At 50.6% G+C, this 20,056-nt stretch carries 19 protein-coding genes and 1 riboswitch; of the genes, 15 read left to right on the forward strand and 4 right to left on the reverse strand.

The window, feature by feature from the left end; translation table 11 throughout:
- Nucleotides 1–186: 186 nt before the first annotated feature.
- Nucleotides 187–290, reverse strand: a riboswitch (SAM-I-IV-variant riboswitch).
- Between the two features lie 89 nt (nucleotides 291–379).
- Nucleotides 380–1,165 carry a hypothetical protein gene (locus EYC98_RS21305; protein ID WP_279247430.1) on the reverse strand — a complete coding sequence of 262 codons (786 nt, stop codon included), beginning with the start codon at nucleotides 1,163–1,165 and terminating at the stop codon, nucleotides 380–382.
- Between the two features lie 591 nt (nucleotides 1,166–1,756).
- On the opposite strand from EYC98_RS21305, the gene EYC98_RS21310 reads away from it, so the two are divergent.
- The 9 genes from EYC98_RS21310 to EYC98_RS21350 all read left to right on the forward strand — a co-directional run bounded on the left by EYC98_RS21310 (nucleotide 1,757) and on the right by EYC98_RS21350 (nucleotide 8,975).
- Complete coding sequence (locus EYC98_RS21310) at nucleotides 1,757–2,278, forward strand: hypothetical protein (RefSeq protein ID WP_279247431.1); 522 nt, start codon at nucleotides 1,757–1,759, stop codon at nucleotides 2,276–2,278.
- A gap of 191 nt (nucleotides 2,279–2,469) precedes the next feature.
- Nucleotides 2,470–2,643 (forward strand): hypothetical protein, encoded by a 174-nt coding sequence (locus EYC98_RS21315; protein WP_279247432.1) that lies wholly within the window; start codon nucleotides 2,470–2,472, stop codon nucleotides 2,641–2,643.
- Between the two features lie 5 nt (nucleotides 2,644–2,648).
- Complete coding sequence (locus EYC98_RS21320) at nucleotides 2,649–2,822, forward strand: hypothetical protein (RefSeq protein WP_279247433.1); 174 nt, start codon at nucleotides 2,649–2,651, stop codon at nucleotides 2,820–2,822.
- A 29-nt stretch (nucleotides 2,823–2,851) separates the two neighbouring features.
- A complete protein-coding gene (locus EYC98_RS21325) occupies nucleotides 2,852–3,082 on the forward strand; it encodes a hypothetical protein (protein WP_279247434.1) in 231 nt (76 codons plus the stop codon).
- A gap of 72 nt (nucleotides 3,083–3,154) precedes the next feature.
- Nucleotides 3,155–3,574, forward strand: a complete 420-nt coding sequence (locus tag EYC98_RS21330; RefSeq protein ID WP_279247435.1) for an antirestriction protein — start codon at nucleotides 3,155–3,157, stop codon at nucleotides 3,572–3,574.
- A 273-nt stretch (nucleotides 3,575–3,847) separates the two neighbouring features.
- Nucleotides 3,848–4,603, forward strand: coding sequence for a hypothetical protein (locus EYC98_RS21335; RefSeq protein WP_279247436.1), 756 nt, complete (start codon nucleotides 3,848–3,850; stop codon nucleotides 4,601–4,603).
- A 99-nt stretch (nucleotides 4,604–4,702) separates the two neighbouring features.
- Nucleotides 4,703–6,676: a PriCT-2 domain-containing protein gene (locus EYC98_RS21340; protein ID WP_279247437.1), complete on the forward strand. Its 1,974-nt coding sequence runs from the start codon at nucleotides 4,703–4,705 to the stop codon at nucleotides 6,674–6,676.
- 536 nt (nucleotides 6,677–7,212) lie between these two features.
- Nucleotides 7,213–8,388, forward strand: a complete 1,176-nt coding sequence (locus EYC98_RS21345) for a site-specific integrase (RefSeq protein ID WP_279247438.1) — start codon at nucleotides 7,213–7,215, stop codon at nucleotides 8,386–8,388.
- A 272-nt stretch (nucleotides 8,389–8,660) separates the two neighbouring features.
- Nucleotides 8,661–8,975 (forward strand): hypothetical protein, encoded by a 315-nt coding sequence (locus tag EYC98_RS21350; protein WP_279247439.1) that lies wholly within the window; start codon nucleotides 8,661–8,663, stop codon nucleotides 8,973–8,975.
- Between the two features lie 395 nt (nucleotides 8,976–9,370).
- Here the strand turns inward: EYC98_RS21350 and EYC98_RS21355 are convergent, their stop codons facing one another.
- Nucleotides 9,371–10,393, reverse strand: coding sequence for a hypothetical protein (locus EYC98_RS21355; protein ID WP_279247440.1), 1,023 nt, complete (start codon nucleotides 10,391–10,393; stop codon nucleotides 9,371–9,373).
- The gene (locus EYC98_RS21360) at nucleotides 10,380–12,200 is read right to left on the reverse strand and encodes a tetratricopeptide repeat protein (RefSeq protein ID WP_279247441.1); all 1,821 of its coding nucleotides are present in this window, start codon (nucleotides 12,198–12,200) and stop codon (nucleotides 10,380–10,382) included. The genes EYC98_RS21355 and EYC98_RS21360 overlap by 14 nt, the downstream gene beginning before the upstream one ends.
- Before the next feature lie 861 nt (nucleotides 12,201–13,061).
- Here EYC98_RS21360 and EYC98_RS21365 point away from each other — a divergent pair.
- From EYC98_RS21365 to EYC98_RS21390, 6 genes are all read left to right on the forward strand, one after another.
- On the forward strand, nucleotides 13,062–13,337 hold the full coding sequence (locus EYC98_RS21365) for a hypothetical protein (protein WP_279247442.1): 276 nt from the start codon (nucleotides 13,062–13,064) through the stop codon (nucleotides 13,335–13,337).
- A gap of 989 nt (nucleotides 13,338–14,326) precedes the next feature.
- Nucleotides 14,327–14,755: a hypothetical protein gene (locus EYC98_RS21370; protein WP_279247443.1), complete on the forward strand. Its 429-nt coding sequence runs from the start codon at nucleotides 14,327–14,329 to the stop codon at nucleotides 14,753–14,755.
- A 44-nt stretch (nucleotides 14,756–14,799) separates the two neighbouring features.
- On the forward strand, nucleotides 14,800–15,294 hold the full coding sequence (locus EYC98_RS21375; RefSeq protein ID WP_279247444.1) for a hypothetical protein: 495 nt from the start codon (nucleotides 14,800–14,802) through the stop codon (nucleotides 15,292–15,294).
- The gene (locus EYC98_RS21380; RefSeq protein ID WP_279247445.1) at nucleotides 15,278–16,375 is read left to right on the forward strand and encodes a tellurite resistance TerB family protein; all 1,098 of its coding nucleotides are present in this window, start codon (nucleotides 15,278–15,280) and stop codon (nucleotides 16,373–16,375) included. The genes EYC98_RS21375 and EYC98_RS21380 overlap by 17 nt, the downstream gene beginning before the upstream one ends.
- A gap of 276 nt (nucleotides 16,376–16,651) precedes the next feature.
- The gene (locus EYC98_RS21385) at nucleotides 16,652–17,731 is read left to right on the forward strand and encodes an integrase core domain-containing protein (protein ID WP_279247446.1); all 1,080 of its coding nucleotides are present in this window, start codon (nucleotides 16,652–16,654) and stop codon (nucleotides 17,729–17,731) included.
- Nucleotides 17,732–17,774: 43 nt separating this feature from the next.
- Nucleotides 17,775–18,320 (forward strand): type II toxin-antitoxin system HipA family toxin, encoded by a 546-nt coding sequence (locus EYC98_RS21390; RefSeq protein WP_279247447.1) that lies wholly within the window; start codon nucleotides 17,775–17,777, stop codon nucleotides 18,318–18,320.
- A gap of 44 nt (nucleotides 18,321–18,364) precedes the next feature.
- Here the strand turns inward: EYC98_RS21390 and EYC98_RS21395 are convergent, their stop codons facing one another.
- Entirely contained in the window at nucleotides 18,365–20,053 is a 1,689-nt protein-coding gene (locus EYC98_RS21395) for a ShlB/FhaC/HecB family hemolysin secretion/activation protein (RefSeq protein ID WP_279247448.1), read from the reverse strand.
- Between the last annotated feature and the right edge of the window lie 3 nt (nucleotides 20,054–20,056).

A 20,056-nucleotide genomic window follows, 5' to 3' on the forward strand; every position in this document is an offset into this window, starting at 1 on the left:
TCGACTGACAATCTCCCATGGCTCCCCAGTATGCTCCTTCCTTAACAGCCTGGCATGCACCCCTGAGTAGAAGAGCTTGAGCACAACTAGCTCATCCTGCGAGAAAAGAGCGTGTATTTTGGTATGAAAAGTGTTCATTAATATACTCCTGATTGGTTAATCGGGAGCATCAAAAAGGAGGAAAGCGGGGACCCTATTGGTTGCCTCGCAGGCCACATCTCCGATTCGGAAAACCACCTTGCCCGGGTAGGCAGGTTGGCAGGACGACCTCGTCCTTCTTGATGCTTGGAGCCGAGTATACACATAGATTTACGCTTGGCAAGTCGCGAATCAGGCTTACAACGCTCTAATAGGAAGCTCTGAATTTCCTTTGATTTGCTCATGATGCACGAGGCTCCTCAGCGCCAGCAGACTCCAATCCTAGCTCTGTAGCACTACGATTCACAATAATGTAGAGCAACACAGGAATGAGCTTCTTCCACTCCGGCCCAGTCGCATTCCAAGCAAGCCAGGTTCCAGCCGCAAGCCATCCTGCGGGCCCAATCACAAACGCGATCGTTGAAGTCATACCAGTATAAACCGCAAAAGGTAGCGTAACTCCGACTGCATGTGTGACGAAGCCAAGTGCAGTTGTCGAAGCCACGTATAGTGAAAATCCGCCCGCCTGAGCTGCACCTAATGCAGCCAGTGTACTGATAGGACCCTTTAGCCCGCCATCGACGTTGTTGCCCTTATCAACTACGGCACCGAGATTCACCTGAGTTTCGAAAAACTTGATCCTTTCACGAGGGCTCATCTTAGTTAGCGCCTCAATTATGACGGCATGCGAAATATACTTTTCGGCCTCCTCTAAAGAAGGTCGACCGTCATTGACCTTCAATTTGTCTGCCGCTTGATATATCAGTTCGTCGTAGGTAGGCACCTTATACTCAAGTTCTACCTGCTGACTCACTGGCTCTTTAGCAACCACTGATTTGAGAAATTCCGCCCCTTGCCCAAAGGCAGACTTTACCTTTGCACGTGCCTTCGAGTGATAAAGCCACTTGATCTGCTCTTCAATTGAAGCCAATGAAGAGTTACCGGGCGGGAGTTCCAGCAACACGGCCAGATTAGACAGCTGTTGCTCATCCCACGTCCCAAGTACTTCCGAAAAAGTTGTTTCCATGCCAAGCGCTCCATGCTTATCGCTGAATAAACTACCGAACCTGAGTAATACTACAAGCAGTTCTCGAGCGTGTCAGTTGCGGCTCACAGGTATTCACCATAAATATGATTATTGTCATAAAAATATTCTTACCGGCCACTCAGCCAATCGCCTGACCAGGCGCTCAAGTCTTCTGGTAAAAGGCCAAACTCGCGCCAACCCCGCCACCACTGTCGATCCCAATGATCTATTGAGCTGCGCCCTTCACTAAGCCGATGAAAAGCATCGGGATTTTGATGGTATCTCTGCGCTTCTTCTGCGACTGGATGCTGACGACTATATAAGCCTGCGTGGCTTCAGGTTCGACAGGTATAAACCTGGCTGGCGGAAGTGGGTAGCTGTCGGCCAGCAGGCCTATCGACTTCTGATTTTGGGGGGTATATCCCCCTTTGCCCTGACACAACATCTACCACCTGGTCAGGAAACAAACCGACCCGATTAAACCCCGCAAGAAACTGAGGAAAACCATGTATCTAATATAGAGACCATCGTCCTGATGATTCTCGTCTTTGGATTTAAATCACACCAACTACAACACTGGAGATTTTCACTATGGCTAAGAAGCCCATTACAAAAACTGTTACTCAATCCGAGTCCCCTACCCCCACCACACTCAAGGAGGCAACCTGCAAGACCCTGGAAGGACCTGCAAAACTTACCTACCAAATCGGCACTGACGATGACGGTGACGTCTATTTCAAGATCACGGCTAACACGGGCGGTGGGTTCTTCTCTGCTGAGTGGGTGAGCTTTGCTGGCATACAACAGGCCTTCAAGGACTGGCCTGAAGACAAGCCCATCAACAGCATGACCCTGCGCCCACTGTTTCGAGGTAAGTCAGTCAATACGCCAGCGTTCCTGTTGGCAGCACTGAGCGCTGAGGGGCTGCTGAAGCCACTGCCAAAGCGTAAACGTGTGCATATGGCCTGCGACCCCAAACCCTTCCTGGCCGACGTACAGCAGCTACAGCTTCAACAACGGTCCTCGTCCAGGAAGAAGCCGGCGGCCAAATCTAAGGCCAAGGCCAAGCAGAAGGCCCTACCCCGCAAGAAGGCTCCTGCCAAGAAAAAATAGGCCACCACTGCCACCGTCCGAAGCTCAGTCGGATGGTCTTTCCCGATACGAAGCCATAACCCCTTGAAGCGCAACGCTTTATTACTTCGGCTTTCCGGGCAATTCCCAATAACGGGCCTATAACGGACCAACTGCCCAATGCTGGGTTTCCCCAACCTTTTCAACCACTTACTCGAAAAAAAGGACTAATTATGCTTTCACTGGCACTACTGCTCGTAGTCGGCTTGGGCTTTCTTTTTGGCTCAATCCGGCTCTTCGCCTTCTCCCTGACCGCCTTCCTCGCCTCGCTGTTCCCGATAGCCATCGTGCTGTTGGTTACCGGCGCTGTAGGCGTGTGGGCATTTCACTACTACCAGAAGAGGTAACCATTATGAATTTTGAAAACTACTTACAAGATGCAATCGCTATGATCGATAGCTGGGAAGTGGCAGATTCTGACTTTGCCAATGCTGTAAACGATCAAGCCCGCCTGATGGCTGGTTTGGGGCTCGAACCCACCGAGCAAACTGACTTCGATATCAGCATCCCCTCCCCCCACCAGTAAGACCTACACCAACAAACGAGGAGAACACTATGACGATCCATCCACTGATGGAGGTACGCGCTCGCCTGGAAAAAATCGTTGCAGGCCTTCCAGGCGAGCCCGCAACCCCGCAAGAAGAGTTCGATCGGTGCGAGATGGTGGCTATCCAGATTCTGGACAGTGAGCACGACCACTTCGCACCGGGACTACTTGAAGAATACCTCATGACTTTTCTTTACCTGCGCCAGTTGGAGCTCGGCACGATCCCGAACTTCAACTAGTCGCACCTAACCCGGCAGCTTCGGCTGCCCTTTACGCCTTACCCATTACTCACTCCTATAGGAAGCACCATCATGGAAACAATCAACAGCGTTAAAAGAAGCAACGTACCTGAAAGCGAGCGCCTCGACATCACCGAGAAACTCTTCGGCATGCACTGGCCGCTAAAGCTCGAGCCAGTTATCTACGGCATCACTGCCCATATGGCAGAGGATTATCAGGGCGGCTACTGGGAGTTTTACACTCTGGACAACGGCGGCTTTTATATGGCGCCCGATACTGATCGGACTTTCGCCGTCAGCAGCATGAACCAATGGCAAGGGCAGCTATCGGCTGATGCGCTGGGCATTGTCGTCTGCGTTACAGCGTACAGCCATCTGTCTTTTGGCGGCCCGGAAAGCTTTGCCCGAACGTGTGCCAACCACTATCACATGCTACGGGAATTCATGTACGACCACCCGGAAGTTTCCAACGTCTTATCCGCCATAGACTAGCAGTTACCCCCCGGGATTCTGAAAACCTGTAATCCTGTAAAACTGTAATTCTCAGTCCACTCTCGCCTTGTATCAATGGCGCCAGTGAAGTGTATAACACAGATTATCAGGTTTGCAGATTTTCAGGTTTGCAGACTCTCACCATGCCTGCACCTGGTGAACGACTGGCTCTGCTCCCGGCGTCAGCTGCTCTAACACCGTCGATAATGACTACAAGCCCAGGCTCGCTTTCAGTTACACTCAGCAAATCACAAGCGACAGTGGAGTAACGACGTGACCACACCCGACACCCGAAGCAACGTGCTCAATCCCATTGCAGTTGAAGATGCTATTGACCGTATAGTTGAAGTAAAACTCTATGAAATGGATTCAAATGCACTGGCGCCACCCGATAAGGTCTTGCCAAAAAAGACTAGCCCCACCTCTGCCAAATCAAGCCGGATTAATCCAGGGGCGCGGTTCTCTGTGCCAAATTTTGACGCACTCGACCCATTTTACGCGTTGAAGGTCGCGCTACAAAAACTGCACGACCAACTCTGGCATGAATTCGAACGGCAGCTTCTTGCCCACCGAGAATCATCGAAAGAAACACCGCTGGTTATTGCTATGGACAACACGGATGATCTTGGAAAAGTGACATTAAAAATTCATCCACTGCATGACTGGATTCTGACCACTTTTGGTATATCAGTGCCGGAGTGGGCACCACCAGTCAGCGCACCAGTCAGCGCACCAGTCAGCGCACCAGTCAGCGCACCAGTCAGCGCACCGCGCAGTCAGGAGCCTACCGTTGAATCAATACCAGTAGAAAGAAAAAAGCGAGAGCGATCCTTGCTCATCACGATCGCTTCCCTGGCGGAAGCACTGCAGAAAACCGCGAATAAATATGGCAAAAACGACGACAGGCCCAACGCCACGGCCATCGGCGCTGACATCGAGGAGGAGAATATCAACGGGCAGAATAAGCGGACAATACGCGAATATATCGGTAAGGGTCTATCGCTAAAAGAGCAGGAGAAGAACGGCTAAAGAGAGTGCTTTGGGCGAAATTCGTTTTCGCCAGGCGAAATATGTTTCGCCCACAAATCTGGTGCAAGCTCCGTAGTGAACACCTCACTAGGAGTCACGATGATGACAATGCAAGATACCGCCCAGAACGCCAACACCAGCGCTGATGTTCCGCTCGATTTCGAGTCAGCTGCACAACAATGGTTCGCCGATGGCTTTAACGTAATCCCTATCTACCCCCTATCGAAAAAGCCAGCAGTTACGTGGGATGACTGGTTGGAAAAGCTAGATCAATATGCTATTTCGTCCTACTGGCAGCAAAACCCCGATCACGAAGTAGCCTGCATTGTCGGCGACGAACTTATTGTCTACGACGCCGACAGCCCGGAGGCGATCACCGCATTCGAAAACCTGCTGGTCAAAGAGGGTACTACCTGCGATCTGACCGTAAAAACTCGCAAGGGCATGCACTACTATTTCAAAAGGGCCCCGGGGACAACAGCCAAATCAGACTCGCATGATACGACTACGCATCCCTGTCGCCTCGATGTAAAAACCGGGCGGGGAATGATTGTTTTGCCACCGAGCACCGGCAAAACTATTGCGGTTCGAAGAGCGAAAACGGCAAGTGACCTTTCCGAGGCTCGGCAGGGCTTCATTGATGCAGTCTCTGTCCACAACGGCCGTCATAATTTACCGACCAACGTGAAGACGGCGCAGACACCCAGCGCTAACCGGGATAAGGTACTAGAACAGATAGCCATCCTGTTGCCGTCCCTGGACCCAGACTTTGGCTACGACGACTGGCTCGCTGTCGGCATGGCCATCCACCACGAAACAAGGGGCAGCGAAGATGGCTTTACACTCTTCCATGACTGGAGCATGCAGGGCGCTAAATACAAAGATCGTCGTGAGCTGGAGACAAAATGGCGCTCTTTCACAAACGGCGCCGGTTCGCCACTGACTATGGGAAGCTTACGGCATAAAGCCATCGATGCCGGTGTGGCCCCAGAAGCGCTGTGCCAAGCCCTGAACAACCCCACCGCTGCCCTCCCGCCGGATGAACACCCGCTGCGTCCTCATACCCTGCAGGGAAAAAGCCAGCAGTTCGAGCTTGAATCGATGGCGCACAAATTGTTTCTTGGCAGGCTTGCTGTATTGGGACAATGGACCGTGATCTACGCACCACCGAATACTGGCAAGACGCTACTGGTCCTTTCGCTACTAATTCAAGGCATTAAGGACCAAGTGTTCGAGCCCGACAATCTGTACTACATCAATGCTGATGACAACCATGAGGGTTTGACCGCAAAGCTCAAACTGGCAGAGTCACACGGGTTTCATATGCTCGCGCCAGGGTACGAGGGCTTTCGCAGCCAGGACCTACAGGCGAAGCTTCAGCTTCTGGCAGATATGGATAACGCACGCGAGATCATTGTAGTGCTGGACACTCTCAAAAAATTTGCCGATTTAATGGATAAGCGCGAATCCACCAGTTTCGGCAATGTCGCCCGTGAATTCACCGCCAAGGGCGGAACAATACTCACCCTAGCGCACGTCAACAAGAATCGGGGCTACGACGGCAGCCTGATTCACGCTGGCACCAGTGATATCAAGGATGATTGTGACTGCGCCTACATGCTGGACATCATGGAAGATGCCGATGACAGGCGTACTGTGGAGTTCACCAACGAGAAGAACCGCGGCTCTGTAGCCAATAAGGCTGGCTATCGCTACAGCATAGCCGAGGGGCAGACTTACCAAGGACTACTGGATTCTGTAGAGGCCGTCGATGCCGCCGAACTGGCGCAATTGCGCGAGTCAAAGGAGCGATTTGACCTTGGCGAGGTGCCCATCATTGACGGTATCACTCAAATTTTGTCGGATGAGCCTACGGCCAAAACCGCACTGAAAGAGCAGGTGGTGGCTCGTCTCGGAGTCAGCCAAAGACAGGTCCTGAGCGTAATAGAGAAGTACTCGGGCAGCGATCCCAAGCTACACCATTGGCAGTACACGGTCGGTGATCGCGGCGTAAAAATGTATGCAATGCTGCTGTCTGACAGCTCCCCGCTACCAGACACCGCAGATCTGTAAATCTGAAAACCTGGATCCTGCAGCGCAATTTCCGTGAAGCGCTACCACCGCCACCAGGGCCCGTCGTCGCGACAGGTGCGGGCCTCGCTGGCGGGTCAGGTGTATCACCCCAACGTGCCTTTTACTAGCACGCCACTGCAGGCTGGTCAGCACAACAGAAATCACCCCAGAGTAATCACTTCGCCTTTTTGGAGAAAAACTATGTCAGGAAGTAAGCACCCGCCGCTAACCGCCGCCCAACAAGCAGTCGTCAACATTACCTTTGCCAGAGCACCTCATCTAATACCAGGTGCAATCTATACTCTCAAGCAGATCATGGGGCCCGACTGGCTGATCTACAGCACGCAGTCCCACAAACTTGCTGGACGATACTTCAGCTGGCTGGCTGGCGCAGGCCTCGTGCCTTTTGTATCCACCCAGACCTTTAACAAATCCCGACACAATACCTACTTTTTCATCCCATCAAGTATCCCGTCAATCCATGGTGACGACAAACCCCTAACCGATACCCTGCAATCAGCAGAAGGAGACCAACCATGCCCAAAGTAAGCCTTACAGAAAAATTCATCAAAACCGGGCTGAAATGCCCGGAGGGTAAAACGCACACCGAGTACTGTGACCAAGCTCTTCCAGGCTTCATCGCAGATGTTCAATCAACCAGCCCGGGGGCTTGCACTTTTAAGCTGCGATACAAGTCAGGAGGCAAAACTGCTTATACCAAGATCGGGCGTTCTACGGAGATATCGTTGGCGGATGCGCGTCGGGAGGCCAAACGACTGAAGGCTGAGATCGCTCTTGGCCGTGACCCGCAGGCTGAGCTGCGGCAACAGCGGCAATCTATCACCCTGCAGGAGTTCTTGGATGATAAGTACTTACCCTATGTCCAACCGCGCAAGCGCTCCATCAAGAACGACGAGTCCATGATCAGACTCCGCATCGGCCCTACTCTGGGCCACTTCAAGCTCAACAGGCTGACGCGGCATCAGATCATGACTTTTCACAATGCGGTACTGGCAGAGGGCCTGCAGCCAGCGACAGCCGACCATCACATCAAGATTCTGCGGCATGCGTTGAATCTGGCGGTGGACTGGAACTTGCTGGAAAAGAACCCAGCCACTCGGGTACCGCTGTTTCTGGCGGACAACAAGGTCGAGCGGTTTTTAGACGATGACGAGTTGCAGCGACTGCTCAAGGTACTGGCTACGGACAGCAATCGTCCGGTATGCCAGGTCATTTCGTTCCTGCTGTATACCGGGGCGCGGGTTAATGAAGCCTTGTCTGCCCAGTGGTCAGATATCAATCTCGAGAATCGAGTCTGGGGCATCCGGTCTGAAACGGCGAAGAGCAAGAAACGGCGCTCGATACCGCTCAACGACGCAGCCCTGGAGGTGCTGGATCAACTGGGTACAAAGGGTAAGCATAACCACCTGTTCATCAGCAGCAGGCGCAAGGCACCTCTCACCACTATCGCCAAGGTCTGGGATCGACTGCGCAATGCAGCCGACCTGCCCAAACTGCGTTTGCATGATCTACGGCATAACTATGCCTCTATGCTCGTCAACAGCGGCAGGACGCTTTATGAGGTCCAGCATATCCTTGGCCACAGCGACCCGCAGATCACCCAACGCTACGCCCACCTGTCGACGCAAAGTCTTCAGGAAGCGGCCAACAGCGTCGACCAGCACCTGGAGCAGGCCAAAGCCAGCTCCTGACCCCGCCGCCTCATCCAGCCTCGCAAGGGGTATGGGTGGGGTGGCAATTTCCACACTCTTTTTTTTTCCGCTTCCCAATTTCTGCGCTCAATCACCCTCAGCTATCAAACTTGTATGCCAGAGCTTGCTCAGGTCTAAAGAAACCCACCCCATAGCATCCCCATAGGCAATCGCCAAACGATCCACCAGCAGAGTTAGAGAAGCCCAGAGCTACTCATTCAGCGCCACAACACCAGTTTTACCCAACCAACCATTAACCAGGAGATATCACTATGCGCGAAATAACATTAACTGCCCGATCATCAGCGTTGCTGTTCACCACAGCCCTGCTATGCGGCTGCACCACCCTGCCTGCCGATCGATTCGACTATCACCAGCTCAACACCGTTACCCGAGCTCAGGTAGAGGCTGTCCATGAAGCCTGCTTACAGACTGCCTACCACCGCAGCGGCCAATACATCAAAATTGGGCTGCTTACTGGCGGGCTGAATGGTTTATTGGCTGGCACTGTCATCGGGCAATCGGTGGTACGCAGTCATCAATTGAGCTGTATGGCTGACAACGGATACTGGGACTATGGCAAATAGCCCCGGGGTACTACCCCCTTTGGGTGGTAATGGCTTATTCGAGTACGTGTGGAATCGGACTGGGATGATTAAACCACGGAGGCTAATCGACGTTCTCGACGCAGCCGATGGCCAGCCACGGGACCGCTAGCGCTTTTGAGGATGATAGGGCATCGGGTTCGTCAGGTTCGTCGGGTGGTATTGGTGCTGGGGCGGTAAGTCGGTGTTTGGTTTGATCACGCGCGGGCAGCGATATAGCTTGGGCTATGTTTTTGCATCTTCGATGAAATCTGACCGCTAGCTTGAGCTATTAGGGTAGCAATCGGAAAAGCCTGCCTAATTTCAATACAACTCGGCCGACAAATAGCTAGACCAGTTCTTCGAGAAATGCCGGTAGCAAAACAGCAACAGACATATTATCGGACAGCGCTATTACCTTCGCCCAATGACGACCAAAAAGCCTTCGAAAACATAGTATCCATCTTAGTTTTCGGCTGAAATATATCTACCGTATAGCTCGCGAGGCCCAGGTCGCGGGTCGCATCTTCCATGTCTAGATTTTGAATTTCCAAGCCTTCGCCCTTAGCCAAAACCTTATACCTATCAACATTGATGCGATCACCATCTACCAGAACTTTCCAAAGCTGCGCTCGGTAGTTTTTCCCCTTTATGTGCTCAAGAACTTGCTCGTAATTACGGATATCAGCAGGCGTTCCTTGCGTCTCGGAAAATGTGATGAGGTTTCGAACCTTGGCCTCTATCCATTCCGGCGACATTTGCATGCCTGAGCGTGAGGTGTGCGCTAACTGGGAAGTGTTATATTTCGATTCAACAACCAAAACCTCGCTAATAGCCCCATCACCGCGGAACTTCACAAACAATCCATCTATACCTGTAACGCCTACTTCCCCTTTTATCTTGATCCAACCTCCACGGCTATAGAAGCTCGCCATGATGCTTTCAGCTGTATCACCGGACCGTTTGGCTAAGTTTTCGAAGTTGCATTCTGGGCACCTAGCCAAATGCATAAGATGGAGCTGATTTGACGACGCGGGTTTCAATGCAGGTGATTTGGCATAGGCAGAGACATCACAACCAGCGTGTCTGAGACATTCCAAAAGGACGGCGTCGCCCCGCTCGCTGACCTCGTGAAATCTCTTGAGATACTCCATACTTTCTATCTCATTAACTCTCTCCTCCTTCACAGCCACTTTTAGTAGCTGGGAAATGTTGACCCTCGCATTATTGACTGGAAGATCAGAAAGCCGAATAGCGGATAGCGGCGCAGTTCCAATTCTACTTCGAAAAGAACCATGAGTGGCTTTGGGGACTTTGAGTATTTTTACGGCCCCTGCCGGGCTACCAACGGCAAGGACTGCGGAATTCAGCAAAAAGATTGATCCTATGATCAACCCTGCGAATCCTCTAGACACTGTCATCGTATTGTTTCCTATATACTTTACGACGCTCGTCGTCTTCTTTCAGTGAGTCGAGTAAAGCATTCATCTTTTTCTCAGCTACCGTTACCTTCCCATCTTTTGCATAGCTAATTGCAATGTATACATCGATATCATTTTTAAAGTTCTGCTCAACAAACCTAGCAAACACTTCCATCTCTTGGATGGCGCTGAGGTTTTCCCGAGCCTTTTCGAAGTACCTAATCGCCTTGGCTGGCCGATCATACCTAAGATAAATAGTGCCCAGACGGAAATACACAGAAGCTTTAGTGTGAGGTGAATTATATCTATCCTCATTGAAATCCTTCTCGAGTAAACCGATCAACGAGGACATTCTTGATTCATTTTGTGCGAAGGCTTCACCATCCCGCGAAAGATAGACCAGCTGAAGCGTGGTCGGCTCAGGAATACCTGGTTCTGCGCCAATCGAGGACTGAAGGGATTTCGCGCCCTGGTCTAACTGCCCCTGAGTAAAGTAAGAACTGGCGATAAGGTAATCGATGAAAGACGTATTTTCGTACTTCCCGCGGGATTTTTCTAGCACCTTAACCGCCTGATGAAAAGCATCGAAATCTCCAGCCTTGTGCGCCATTATCGACAACAGTATAAGGTCTTCCGGGGTAACCTCTGACTGGCCAAATTTTTCTGTGAGCAATATGCACTCCAGTAATTCAACCGCATTTGAAAGATCAGCCTTGCGATATTCTAGATAAGCGCGAGCGCTGATCAGATCATTTTCTTTGCTAGCCTCAGCGATTTTTTTCTCGTTATTTTTAATCGATTTCGCCAGGCTTTTTACGTAGTCAGATCCATCAATTTCTTCTGGCATACGAAGCTCAGAAACCAATATTAGGTCGCCCGTTTTTTTGTCTTCTGCGATCAAAATACCGTCATAAGCCGCCAAGCCAATCCCAGTCATACTCTTTAGTGCTATACCAAAAACAGCGGCATTTTTGGCCGTGGCACTTAAACCAACAGCCGCACCCAAACCGTTCAAGACGGCTGCACCACCGATAGCATTACTTCCTACTAAACTGCCGATGGTCGAGAGTCCGGCCATGTAGGCGCCCTGACTACCGCCCCCTACAGCCACTATCAAAGCACTCGTTCCCGGGATAACCGCTGGCGCCCCTACTCCTGCAGTAGCATATGTAATAGCAGCCGCTGCAGCCATTGAACCGCCTATTAGCAGATAGTTGAACTCGTCGGTGTCATGGAATGGTGTTGGGTACAATTCCGAAAATGTGAATTTCTTATCGGGTCGAAGATAGGCTGGAAAACGGGATTTAATTGAACTCAATTTCTGATCTGGAATTTTTTTGCAGTGTGGGCGGCTACGATATTCCTTCACTAATTCAATCGCTGCCGATGAACCAGCCAGTTCAAATTTGGCCGAATATGATTCATTCTTCTCTGTTGGAATTTCTAGTTGAACATAGTTAGCTTTTCGGACCAGGTCTTCAATCGAGCCATACGGCTCTAGCAGTAATCGTTCGCTCGCATCTAAACATGTAACTTGAATGTCCTGATTCCCTTTGTCTGATACCAAAGTCCACTTATAGGTCTTGCTTTGTTTACAGTCCTGACCTGGCGCAAGAAGCTCAAATCGGCATCTTTCCGTCACCGGAGGACAACGTATAGCAAGCTCAGAACCACCTTCGCTTGAGACAAAAATCGGATCTCCTGCATCCCAACGAAGATTCTTGCGAGCTTCCTCCTCCGCTTGAGATGTGCAAGGTATTAGAATCATTGTGATAAAAATGAATATTCTTAGCCCGCCAATTTTCATACCTCTTCCCCACCACTCCGCTAACAGTTACTTCGCTGCCAAACCTATTACCAAAAATTTCTTTCTGCTAACAGAGATAGAACGTCATTTTCGCCTTTCCCGCCAATTTTAATAATGGCTCAGACCTTGCCGGCGAGAGTTGAGCCAAATCAACGCTACTCACAATAGTGAACCTATAGCCGGCATTACCTAACTAACGACAAGTACGAATTTTTCTGCAAACAGGCCGGGCGTAAAAACTCAATAATCATAATAATTTTGAGGCTATCTTCCGTAACAGTACTTTCCTGCCCCATCCCGATATCCTGTCGGACAACCGCCGTCTTCCTTGACCAGGACATTCTTGGATCGCTCGCTTCCATAGCAATAAGCACCTTTCCCATTGCGATAGCCAAACGGACATTTACTGCCCGCCTTCGCGAGGACCTTGTTATAGTTCTTGGTTGATATCTTATAACAGTATGCCCCTTGCCCATTGCGATACCCGCTCGGACATTTACTGCCAGACTTAGCGATTACACCAGAGGCAAACGAGCTGGACACGAAAACGGTAGATAGGAACAAAAATGCTGCGATCCGAAGTATAGCGATTCTTCCCATGGTCTGGCCTCCCAAGACCAATTCAGGAAAAAGTATATCGCCTGCTAGCGAGGACTTCCTCAGTGTATGCATATACATGTCGCAAATCGGCGCATATCTGTCGCCCTTGAACTAGTCACCTAAGGGGGTACTACCCCCCTTTCCCCAAACCACACCTCATCAAGTCTGCGTGAAGAAAAATCAGACAGCATTAAACCCCTGAGCCAATCCTCTAAGCCAGCCCCGAAGCCCCAACAACAATCGAAAAACCCCGGTGGCGGCTTGTCAGACGCTTATAAAACAACGCTAGCCACGCACCAGGTTCGTCAGGTTCGTCAGGTTCGTCAGGTTCGTCAGGTTCGTCAGGTTCGTCAGGTTCGTCAGGCGATCTTGGTGCTGGAGACCCTGTCTGTCCGCCTGATTGATTTCATTGAAGATATCGGACAACAATCGGTGGCATCTATATGTATTGATGAGCATATTCTAGCGATTTCGTGCATTGAATTTGTCAAAAACATTTTGACGCAAATCAAAACACTGAAACCGATTTTTAATTAGCCTAATAGCGTGGGTTGATGGAATCTTCAGAGGGACCTACGAGTTGACAAACTGTTGTTGAGCCAACCCAATGCAAATGGCTTAGGAGTATTTTCAGATTTTTTCCAGCTTCCAGTACCAGTCGATTCAGAGGACTAGTTTGTTCCTTCGGTTGATTTTTAAAGCAAGGGGGTAGACTAGCCCGGTGTTATACATCCGAAGCGCAATAATACTGCCGTTAATATCAATACTAACGGGTTGTACGGGGGGTGGCATTATGCCTCCCGTATCCCACTACGATTATCAAAGCCTGAGGTCTCACACGGCTGATGATGCAAAAACCATAAAGCTCATACATGAGCATTGCAGACAGGTGGCCTTCGATGAAGGAGGAGATCTAGTAAGCGCCGGTTTTTACACAGGAGGCCTAAACGGCTTACTGGTAGGCTGGGGTGCAGCCTTAGCGGTTCAAGGCGATAATCACAAGAGTTGTATGTACGATAACGGATTACTTTATTACGGAGAGTAATTCATGTTTCTTAAATCGATTAGTAGGGTGCTGACAAGTTAACTTATTTTCCCTGAAAAAGTGGAACTCACAAGCGATAAACCCTTATGTATAAGTACAAAATTGCGGCCAAATAGTGTACTTCCGGTCAGCCTTACCTGACTTGTGTAGCGCCAGCGCATGACCGTGAGGGAACTTGCCAGCATCACTTTCTAATGTGTGAATGGTGCAAGAGCAGAAGGGGGAGCAGCAAGGACTCAAGTGGACCTAGGGTTTCTCCCGCGGATGAGGCTGATGCTCCACAGGACCATTAAAAGCACCAGAAAAATGAAGATAAACGCTAACCATAAACTGAAGGTATAAGCTGCAACGGAACTACTCGAAAACCCGGGAATCGCCTACAGAGCCTCAAACTTTTTAGGCACCTCTATCGAGAAGGGGCATGAACACGCTTTGTCAAAAGCGTACCCACCCGGCACCATATGCAAGGACTGAAGAAATTATGATAAAAACACTGAGCTTGCGGATAAAACAGGACATCACTGCCCTCAGCCGCCTGAACACACTCCCACACGTCGCTGTGCTATTTGCCTTAGTTTCTGGAGCACAGTTTACAGAGGCGATGTATTGGATTTCAAAGGGCGCCAATATGAACCAGGAAAGTCTTCCAAACCTGGGGAGCATTCTTGTATTTCCTCTTATGTTGGCGATACTTATAAGATACAACGCAAAGAAAGATCTTGTGAGGGCGCGGGATCAGATAGGGTTCAGCAAATTATCACTCGTATGTTTTATTTTGGGATCTTTATTACTGTCCGCGGGGATGGCTCTACCAGCGCTGCCATACCTTGCTTCTGGTGGGCCGCTCATCATTGCAGGACTACTGGCTACTCTGCTAAATAATAGGTTAAAGCTACAATCTCAAGGCTAGAACTAAAATTGCGAAAAGAACGTCTACTGAATGAGGAAGACCATATGAAGGCAATAGCGGAAGATTTGGTTAGCGGAGAAAAAATCGAAGTAGATATTTCTGATGAAAGCCTAAAGGAACTGGAGTCTCTTGCGAAAGACAGAGTCAGCGATGAAAAACTTCAAGGCTACATTGACAATCTAGATTTATCAGCCGACGCAAAGGCATTGATCGCGTCAATACTAAGCAAAGCTGTCAAGTTAGGTGAGATGGTAATTCGGGTTGGTAAGCGAATAGTTGAGATCGTTATCTTGATTGCCTCCAAATTCCCAAATGCGACATTTGGATTGATATTAGGACTACTAGTCGGCGCCCTAGTCTCAGCTATTCCGTTAATCGGAGGTTTACTGGGCGCTTTTGTTTTACCAATTGCGGCTGCCTTCGGCCTTGCAACCGGATATATGAACGATATCAGAGACGAGAATCTAAGACAAAAGATTGCGGCGGCGTCGGCAATGTTCAATCCGCTAAGCGGAGAAGTCCATGTCGCTGGCGAATGAACTCGATGAATTCTTCGAGGTAGGGAATGAGGTTCTGGTACAGGAGCCTCTCAAATTCAAAGCCATGCTAGGAATAGGCGAACGCGCCTATGGACTCTTGAGAACCAGAGAGCATATGTCAACGTTCAGTGAGGCTATTGGGGTTGGAGCGACGGCCTCTTCTGTAGCTGCCAGCGGTGCCGTGGCGAGCACATTCTTCGCCAGCAGTGGATTTATGGCCAGCACACTATCGACAATAGGTATAGGCTTTACCGCCGCAACACCAATAGGCTGGGTGATCGCTGCCGGCGTCATCTCAGGCGGAGCTTACGTTGGCGTGACCCGAATGTTCGAGAAGAGTAAGGACACTGGCTTAGTTATAGTTCCGAAATACATCAACACTCCCCTAGACGTAATAGCAGTGGCTCTCATCGAACTGATGCTCCCGGTTAGCCTAAAAATGGCGCATACCGGCGGCGGGATGACCAGCGCAGAGAGAAAAGCCATCGAGGCATACTTTGCCGACTCCTGGGGTTACTCCTCGGGCTTTGTATCTCGGCTCGTCGAAGAATATCAGGAACAGCTAGATAGTGTATCCTACGAACGCTTGGCAGAATCACTCGGTGTCTATTGTGCTGACAGTAAAGATTGTGACAAAGAAGCAATAATGTCGGGATTCGTCACTCATCTGCGCGAGGTAATCGAAGCTGATGGAGTTGTCGACGCAGACGAGCAGGAGCAGCTTGACTATATGACCGGACTGCTAATTTCGGAGGCTCAAAGTGCCGGTGCCGGAGCGGTTGTAACGGACGCGCTATCTAATGCCGCCAGGGGCATTTCCACAGGAACAGATTACTTCATAAGCACTGGTTCACTGGCTCTAAAAAACTCCAAAAAGCTATTGCAGGAAGCGTCGGAATCAGACACTGCAAAAGTACTCCTAACTGAGGCCAGTCAAATGGCGGCTATGACTGGTGAAGCTGCCTCCTCGGGGTTGAAAGAGGGTAAGAGAGTTGCCTCAGAGGCAGGAGAGTTCGCCGCCTCCAAGGCAAAATCTCTCTGGAATCGATTAAAGCCCAAAGACGAGGACAAACCAACCTGAGTGGATCTGACTGATAATAGCGCGTATCGCCATGTGGAGCATGGGTACTGACACGTTAAGGAAACTGTCCATGGCGAAATACTAATTCTCCAATAGTATCAGAAGGTACTGACAAGTTAACTTCCTGAAATCAGCCAAATGTAACCCCTGACCTGGACGCACCCGCCCTAGGGGGTACCTCCCCCTTCACCTGTCCATGGCGAAATACTAATTCTCCAATAGTATCAGAAGGTTAGCTATTGCGGCTTTCGCCGACAGATATTACTCTCGGACAGCATGAAAGATGTCATTTACCTACTTTTTCAACTGCTCACCACCATCGCAAAGCTGCTTCGACCTAGTGGCGGTAAAACTCTCATCGCTGAGAACCTACTTCTAAAGCAGCAGCTGATAATTCACAGTAGAACCAGACAAAGAGCACCCAACCTATCAACACAGGATCGTGCGATACTCGGCTTTTGGTCGTTGTTTCTGAACCCTAAACGTATTGTCAGAGCGGCCATTATAATCAAGCCATCTACCCTCCTCCGCTTTCACAACGCACTGAAAAAGCGAAAATACCGACTACTGTATTCACCAGACGGTGAGCATAAGCCTGGACCCAAGGGACCGTCAGCCGAAGTCATCAATGCCATCGTCGAGATGAAGCAACGCAACCCACGATTCGGCTGCCCCAGAATTGCACAGCAGATTAACCGCGCTTTCGGTCTTGAGTTGGACAAGGACACAGTTCGCAGGGTGCTCGCTGTTCATTTAAAACCAGATCCCAACAATCGTGGACCGTCCTGGCTTACAACTATCGGAAACGCCAAAGACAGCTTGTGGAGCCTTGATCTATTCCGCTGCGAATCCATAGTGCTGAAAAGTCACTGGGTAATGGTCGTGATGGACCAGTACACCCGCAGGATCATCGGCTTTGGTGTGCATGCTGGTAATGTTGATGGACCCGCTCTTTGCCGCATGTTCAATGAAGCAACATCTGGACACGACTGGCCAAAAAATCTCAGCTCGGATAATGATCCGCTTTTTCAATATCACCGATGGAAAGCCAACCTTCGCGTACTTGATATTGATGAAATCAAATCGCTGCCACATGTGCCCATGTCTCATCCATTTGTGGAAAGACTGATTGGTAGCGTTCGGCGAGAGTTACTTGATCAGACCTTATTCTGGACAGCGACTGACCTGGAGAACAAGCTGCAGGAATATCAGTGCTATTACAACGAGAAACGGACTCATTCTGGGCGGCAAGGTGCGACACCCATAGAATCAGCGGGCAATAAGGTCGTCGACATCAACGACTACCGATGGGAAAAGCATTGCCGCGGTTTGTTTGAGCTACCAGTAGCGGCCTGAAATACGAATTCGCCAGGGACAGGAGGATGGAGACAAAGTGCATATGCAGTCACTCTGCGGGATGGCGCACTTCGACTTCAATGATTCAGGTGCTTACTCCTATGAGCAGGCCATCGGGGTAATGAGAGATCTAAAGCTCTCTGCGCCCGAGATGGAGCAGTTTTTTCGCAGAATGGTTTTTAATGTTGTCGCCAGAAACCAGGATGATCACACAAAAAACATTAGCTTCCTGATGGACCGCAAGGGCCAATGGTCACTGTCGCCCGCTTACGATATTACCTACTGCAATGGTGCAGGCTGGACCAGCAAACACCAGATGACCGTCAATGGGAAAACAGACAACTTTGAAATGGCTGACCTGTTGCGCGTGGCCGAACATGCTGACATCAAACCGTCAAAGGCAGCCAAAATCATTTCCACTGTGATAGATACCGTCAAGCGATGGCCTGAGTTCGCCGAACAGGCCGGTGTCCCCGAAAACAAACCGGTTCTTGATCCCAAAACCAGCAAGCCCTTTGTGCCTGAGCACGACCCGGACGTTCCCACATGGGCTGAATCGATACAGAGATTTCATCGCCTTGAACTATAGTTCCGGCACCCGACGGCTGGTGGCAAAAAGGGGGCAGCCCCCTTTTAAAAGGCAACGGTCTCCAGATAGAAATGCAGTGACGGGTCATCTTCACCGTCATCGCGACTGAAGAGGGGCACCCCCAGGCTGAGCCTGCCGCGTAATCGCTCCGACAGATTGATAGTGATACCCCCTCCGAGACTGGTCAGGAAATCATCGCTGTTTGTTCCCTTGTTGTTACCCTTGTACGGAAAGACCCCGCCGTGATCAAGAAAGGTGAACAGCCGCCAGCGACCCGCAAAGGGGTCATTGCCGACAGCACTTTGCAAAAATGGCAACGGCAAGTCATATTCCATACTCAGGGTATAACCCTGGTCGCCCCGCAACAATCCCTCGTCATAACCGCGCACCGTGTACGCACCACCAATCTGGAACTGTTCGGAGGAAGGCAACAGGTCATCCTGACTGGCCTGACCCGAGAAACGCACACTCATCGAGTGGCTGTTGGCAAAAAGGTGCAACCAGTTCGCTCTCAGGTTGTAGCGAAAATAGTCGTCGTTCTCGAGCAGGTCCTCACCATCGATAAACGTCAGCGTGTGCTGCATATACCACGATCCATTCGCCGTAAATGCCTGCACATCACCGCCAGCCGACAGTGTTTTTACCGTGGTATCAAACAGCTGCACGCCATCAAACTCGGTCGAAGATGATTTGTAATAATAGGTCGCAAAGCCATTCACGATCATATCGGGGTCGACAATAAACGGGTGCCTTATTTCCGCCCCGGCGTTCCAGGAATCGCCTTCGACATTGAGGTCTTCCAGATCGCCATCGATGATCTCTATCGCTGAAATATCGTAGAGTAGCGACATGCGCGTACCCAGCGTATTAATCGGAAAATCGTAAGCGGAAAAGCCGGACAGGGTCCCCTCTGCCGCATGAAAGCCCAGCGTAAACCGGTCGAGATAGCCCAGTAAGCCGTTATTGCTGTAGTTAAAACCCACGCGGTACTCACCGATATCGTCCGTACCGGAGTTATCGGCAAAGAACAGGCCCTGCTGCCGCTTGGGCTCCTGCACCTGTATAAAGTAGTCCGTGGTGCCGACCGTTTCGCCGGGCTTGATCGTCGCTCGCAAGGCGACATTATTGATAATATTAAAGTCTGACAGTGATTCTTCCAGCTGATCCAGTTGCACCAACTCACCCGGTCGATTCTGGATACGGGAAATAACCACGCTATCCCGGGTATAGGCATTACCCTCGACAACAATGCTGCCAACCCGCCCCTCAACCAACTGGATTTTGACCACACCGCCCTTTACCGTTTGTGGCGGCAACAGGGCCTTCGCCGCCAGAAATCCTTTTTCCTTGTACAGCGCGTTGATCCGGTCCACTGCCTGAAACAACTCCGCCAGTGTTACCGTCTTGCCTTTCAGCGGGTCGAGAATTTGCGCCAGCTCAGCGCTGGACAGGATATCCGAGTCGCCAGTGACAAACTCCGTTACCGTGACTTTTACCGCCTCGCCACCCTCCGGGACGGGCTGATCCTTCATCTGCTCCTGATCGACAATGACAGGTTCGTCCTCCGCACTGCGGCGACGTTCCAGCTCTTCCTGCAGCCGGCGTTCCTGCTCGCGCGCTTCCCGAATCTGCCGGGAACGCTCCAGTTCCGCAGCCTGGGCCCAGGAGCCACTGGAATACACCGTGAGAGTGGCCAGCACAAGGGCCAGCGAGGCAAAGGCTATTTTACTCATTGT

The sequence above is a fragment of the Candidatus Litorirhabdus singularis genome, assembly GCF_026262625.1.
Classification (GTDB): Bacteria; Pseudomonadota; Gammaproteobacteria; order Pseudomonadales; family Halieaceae; genus Litorirhabdus; species Litorirhabdus singularis.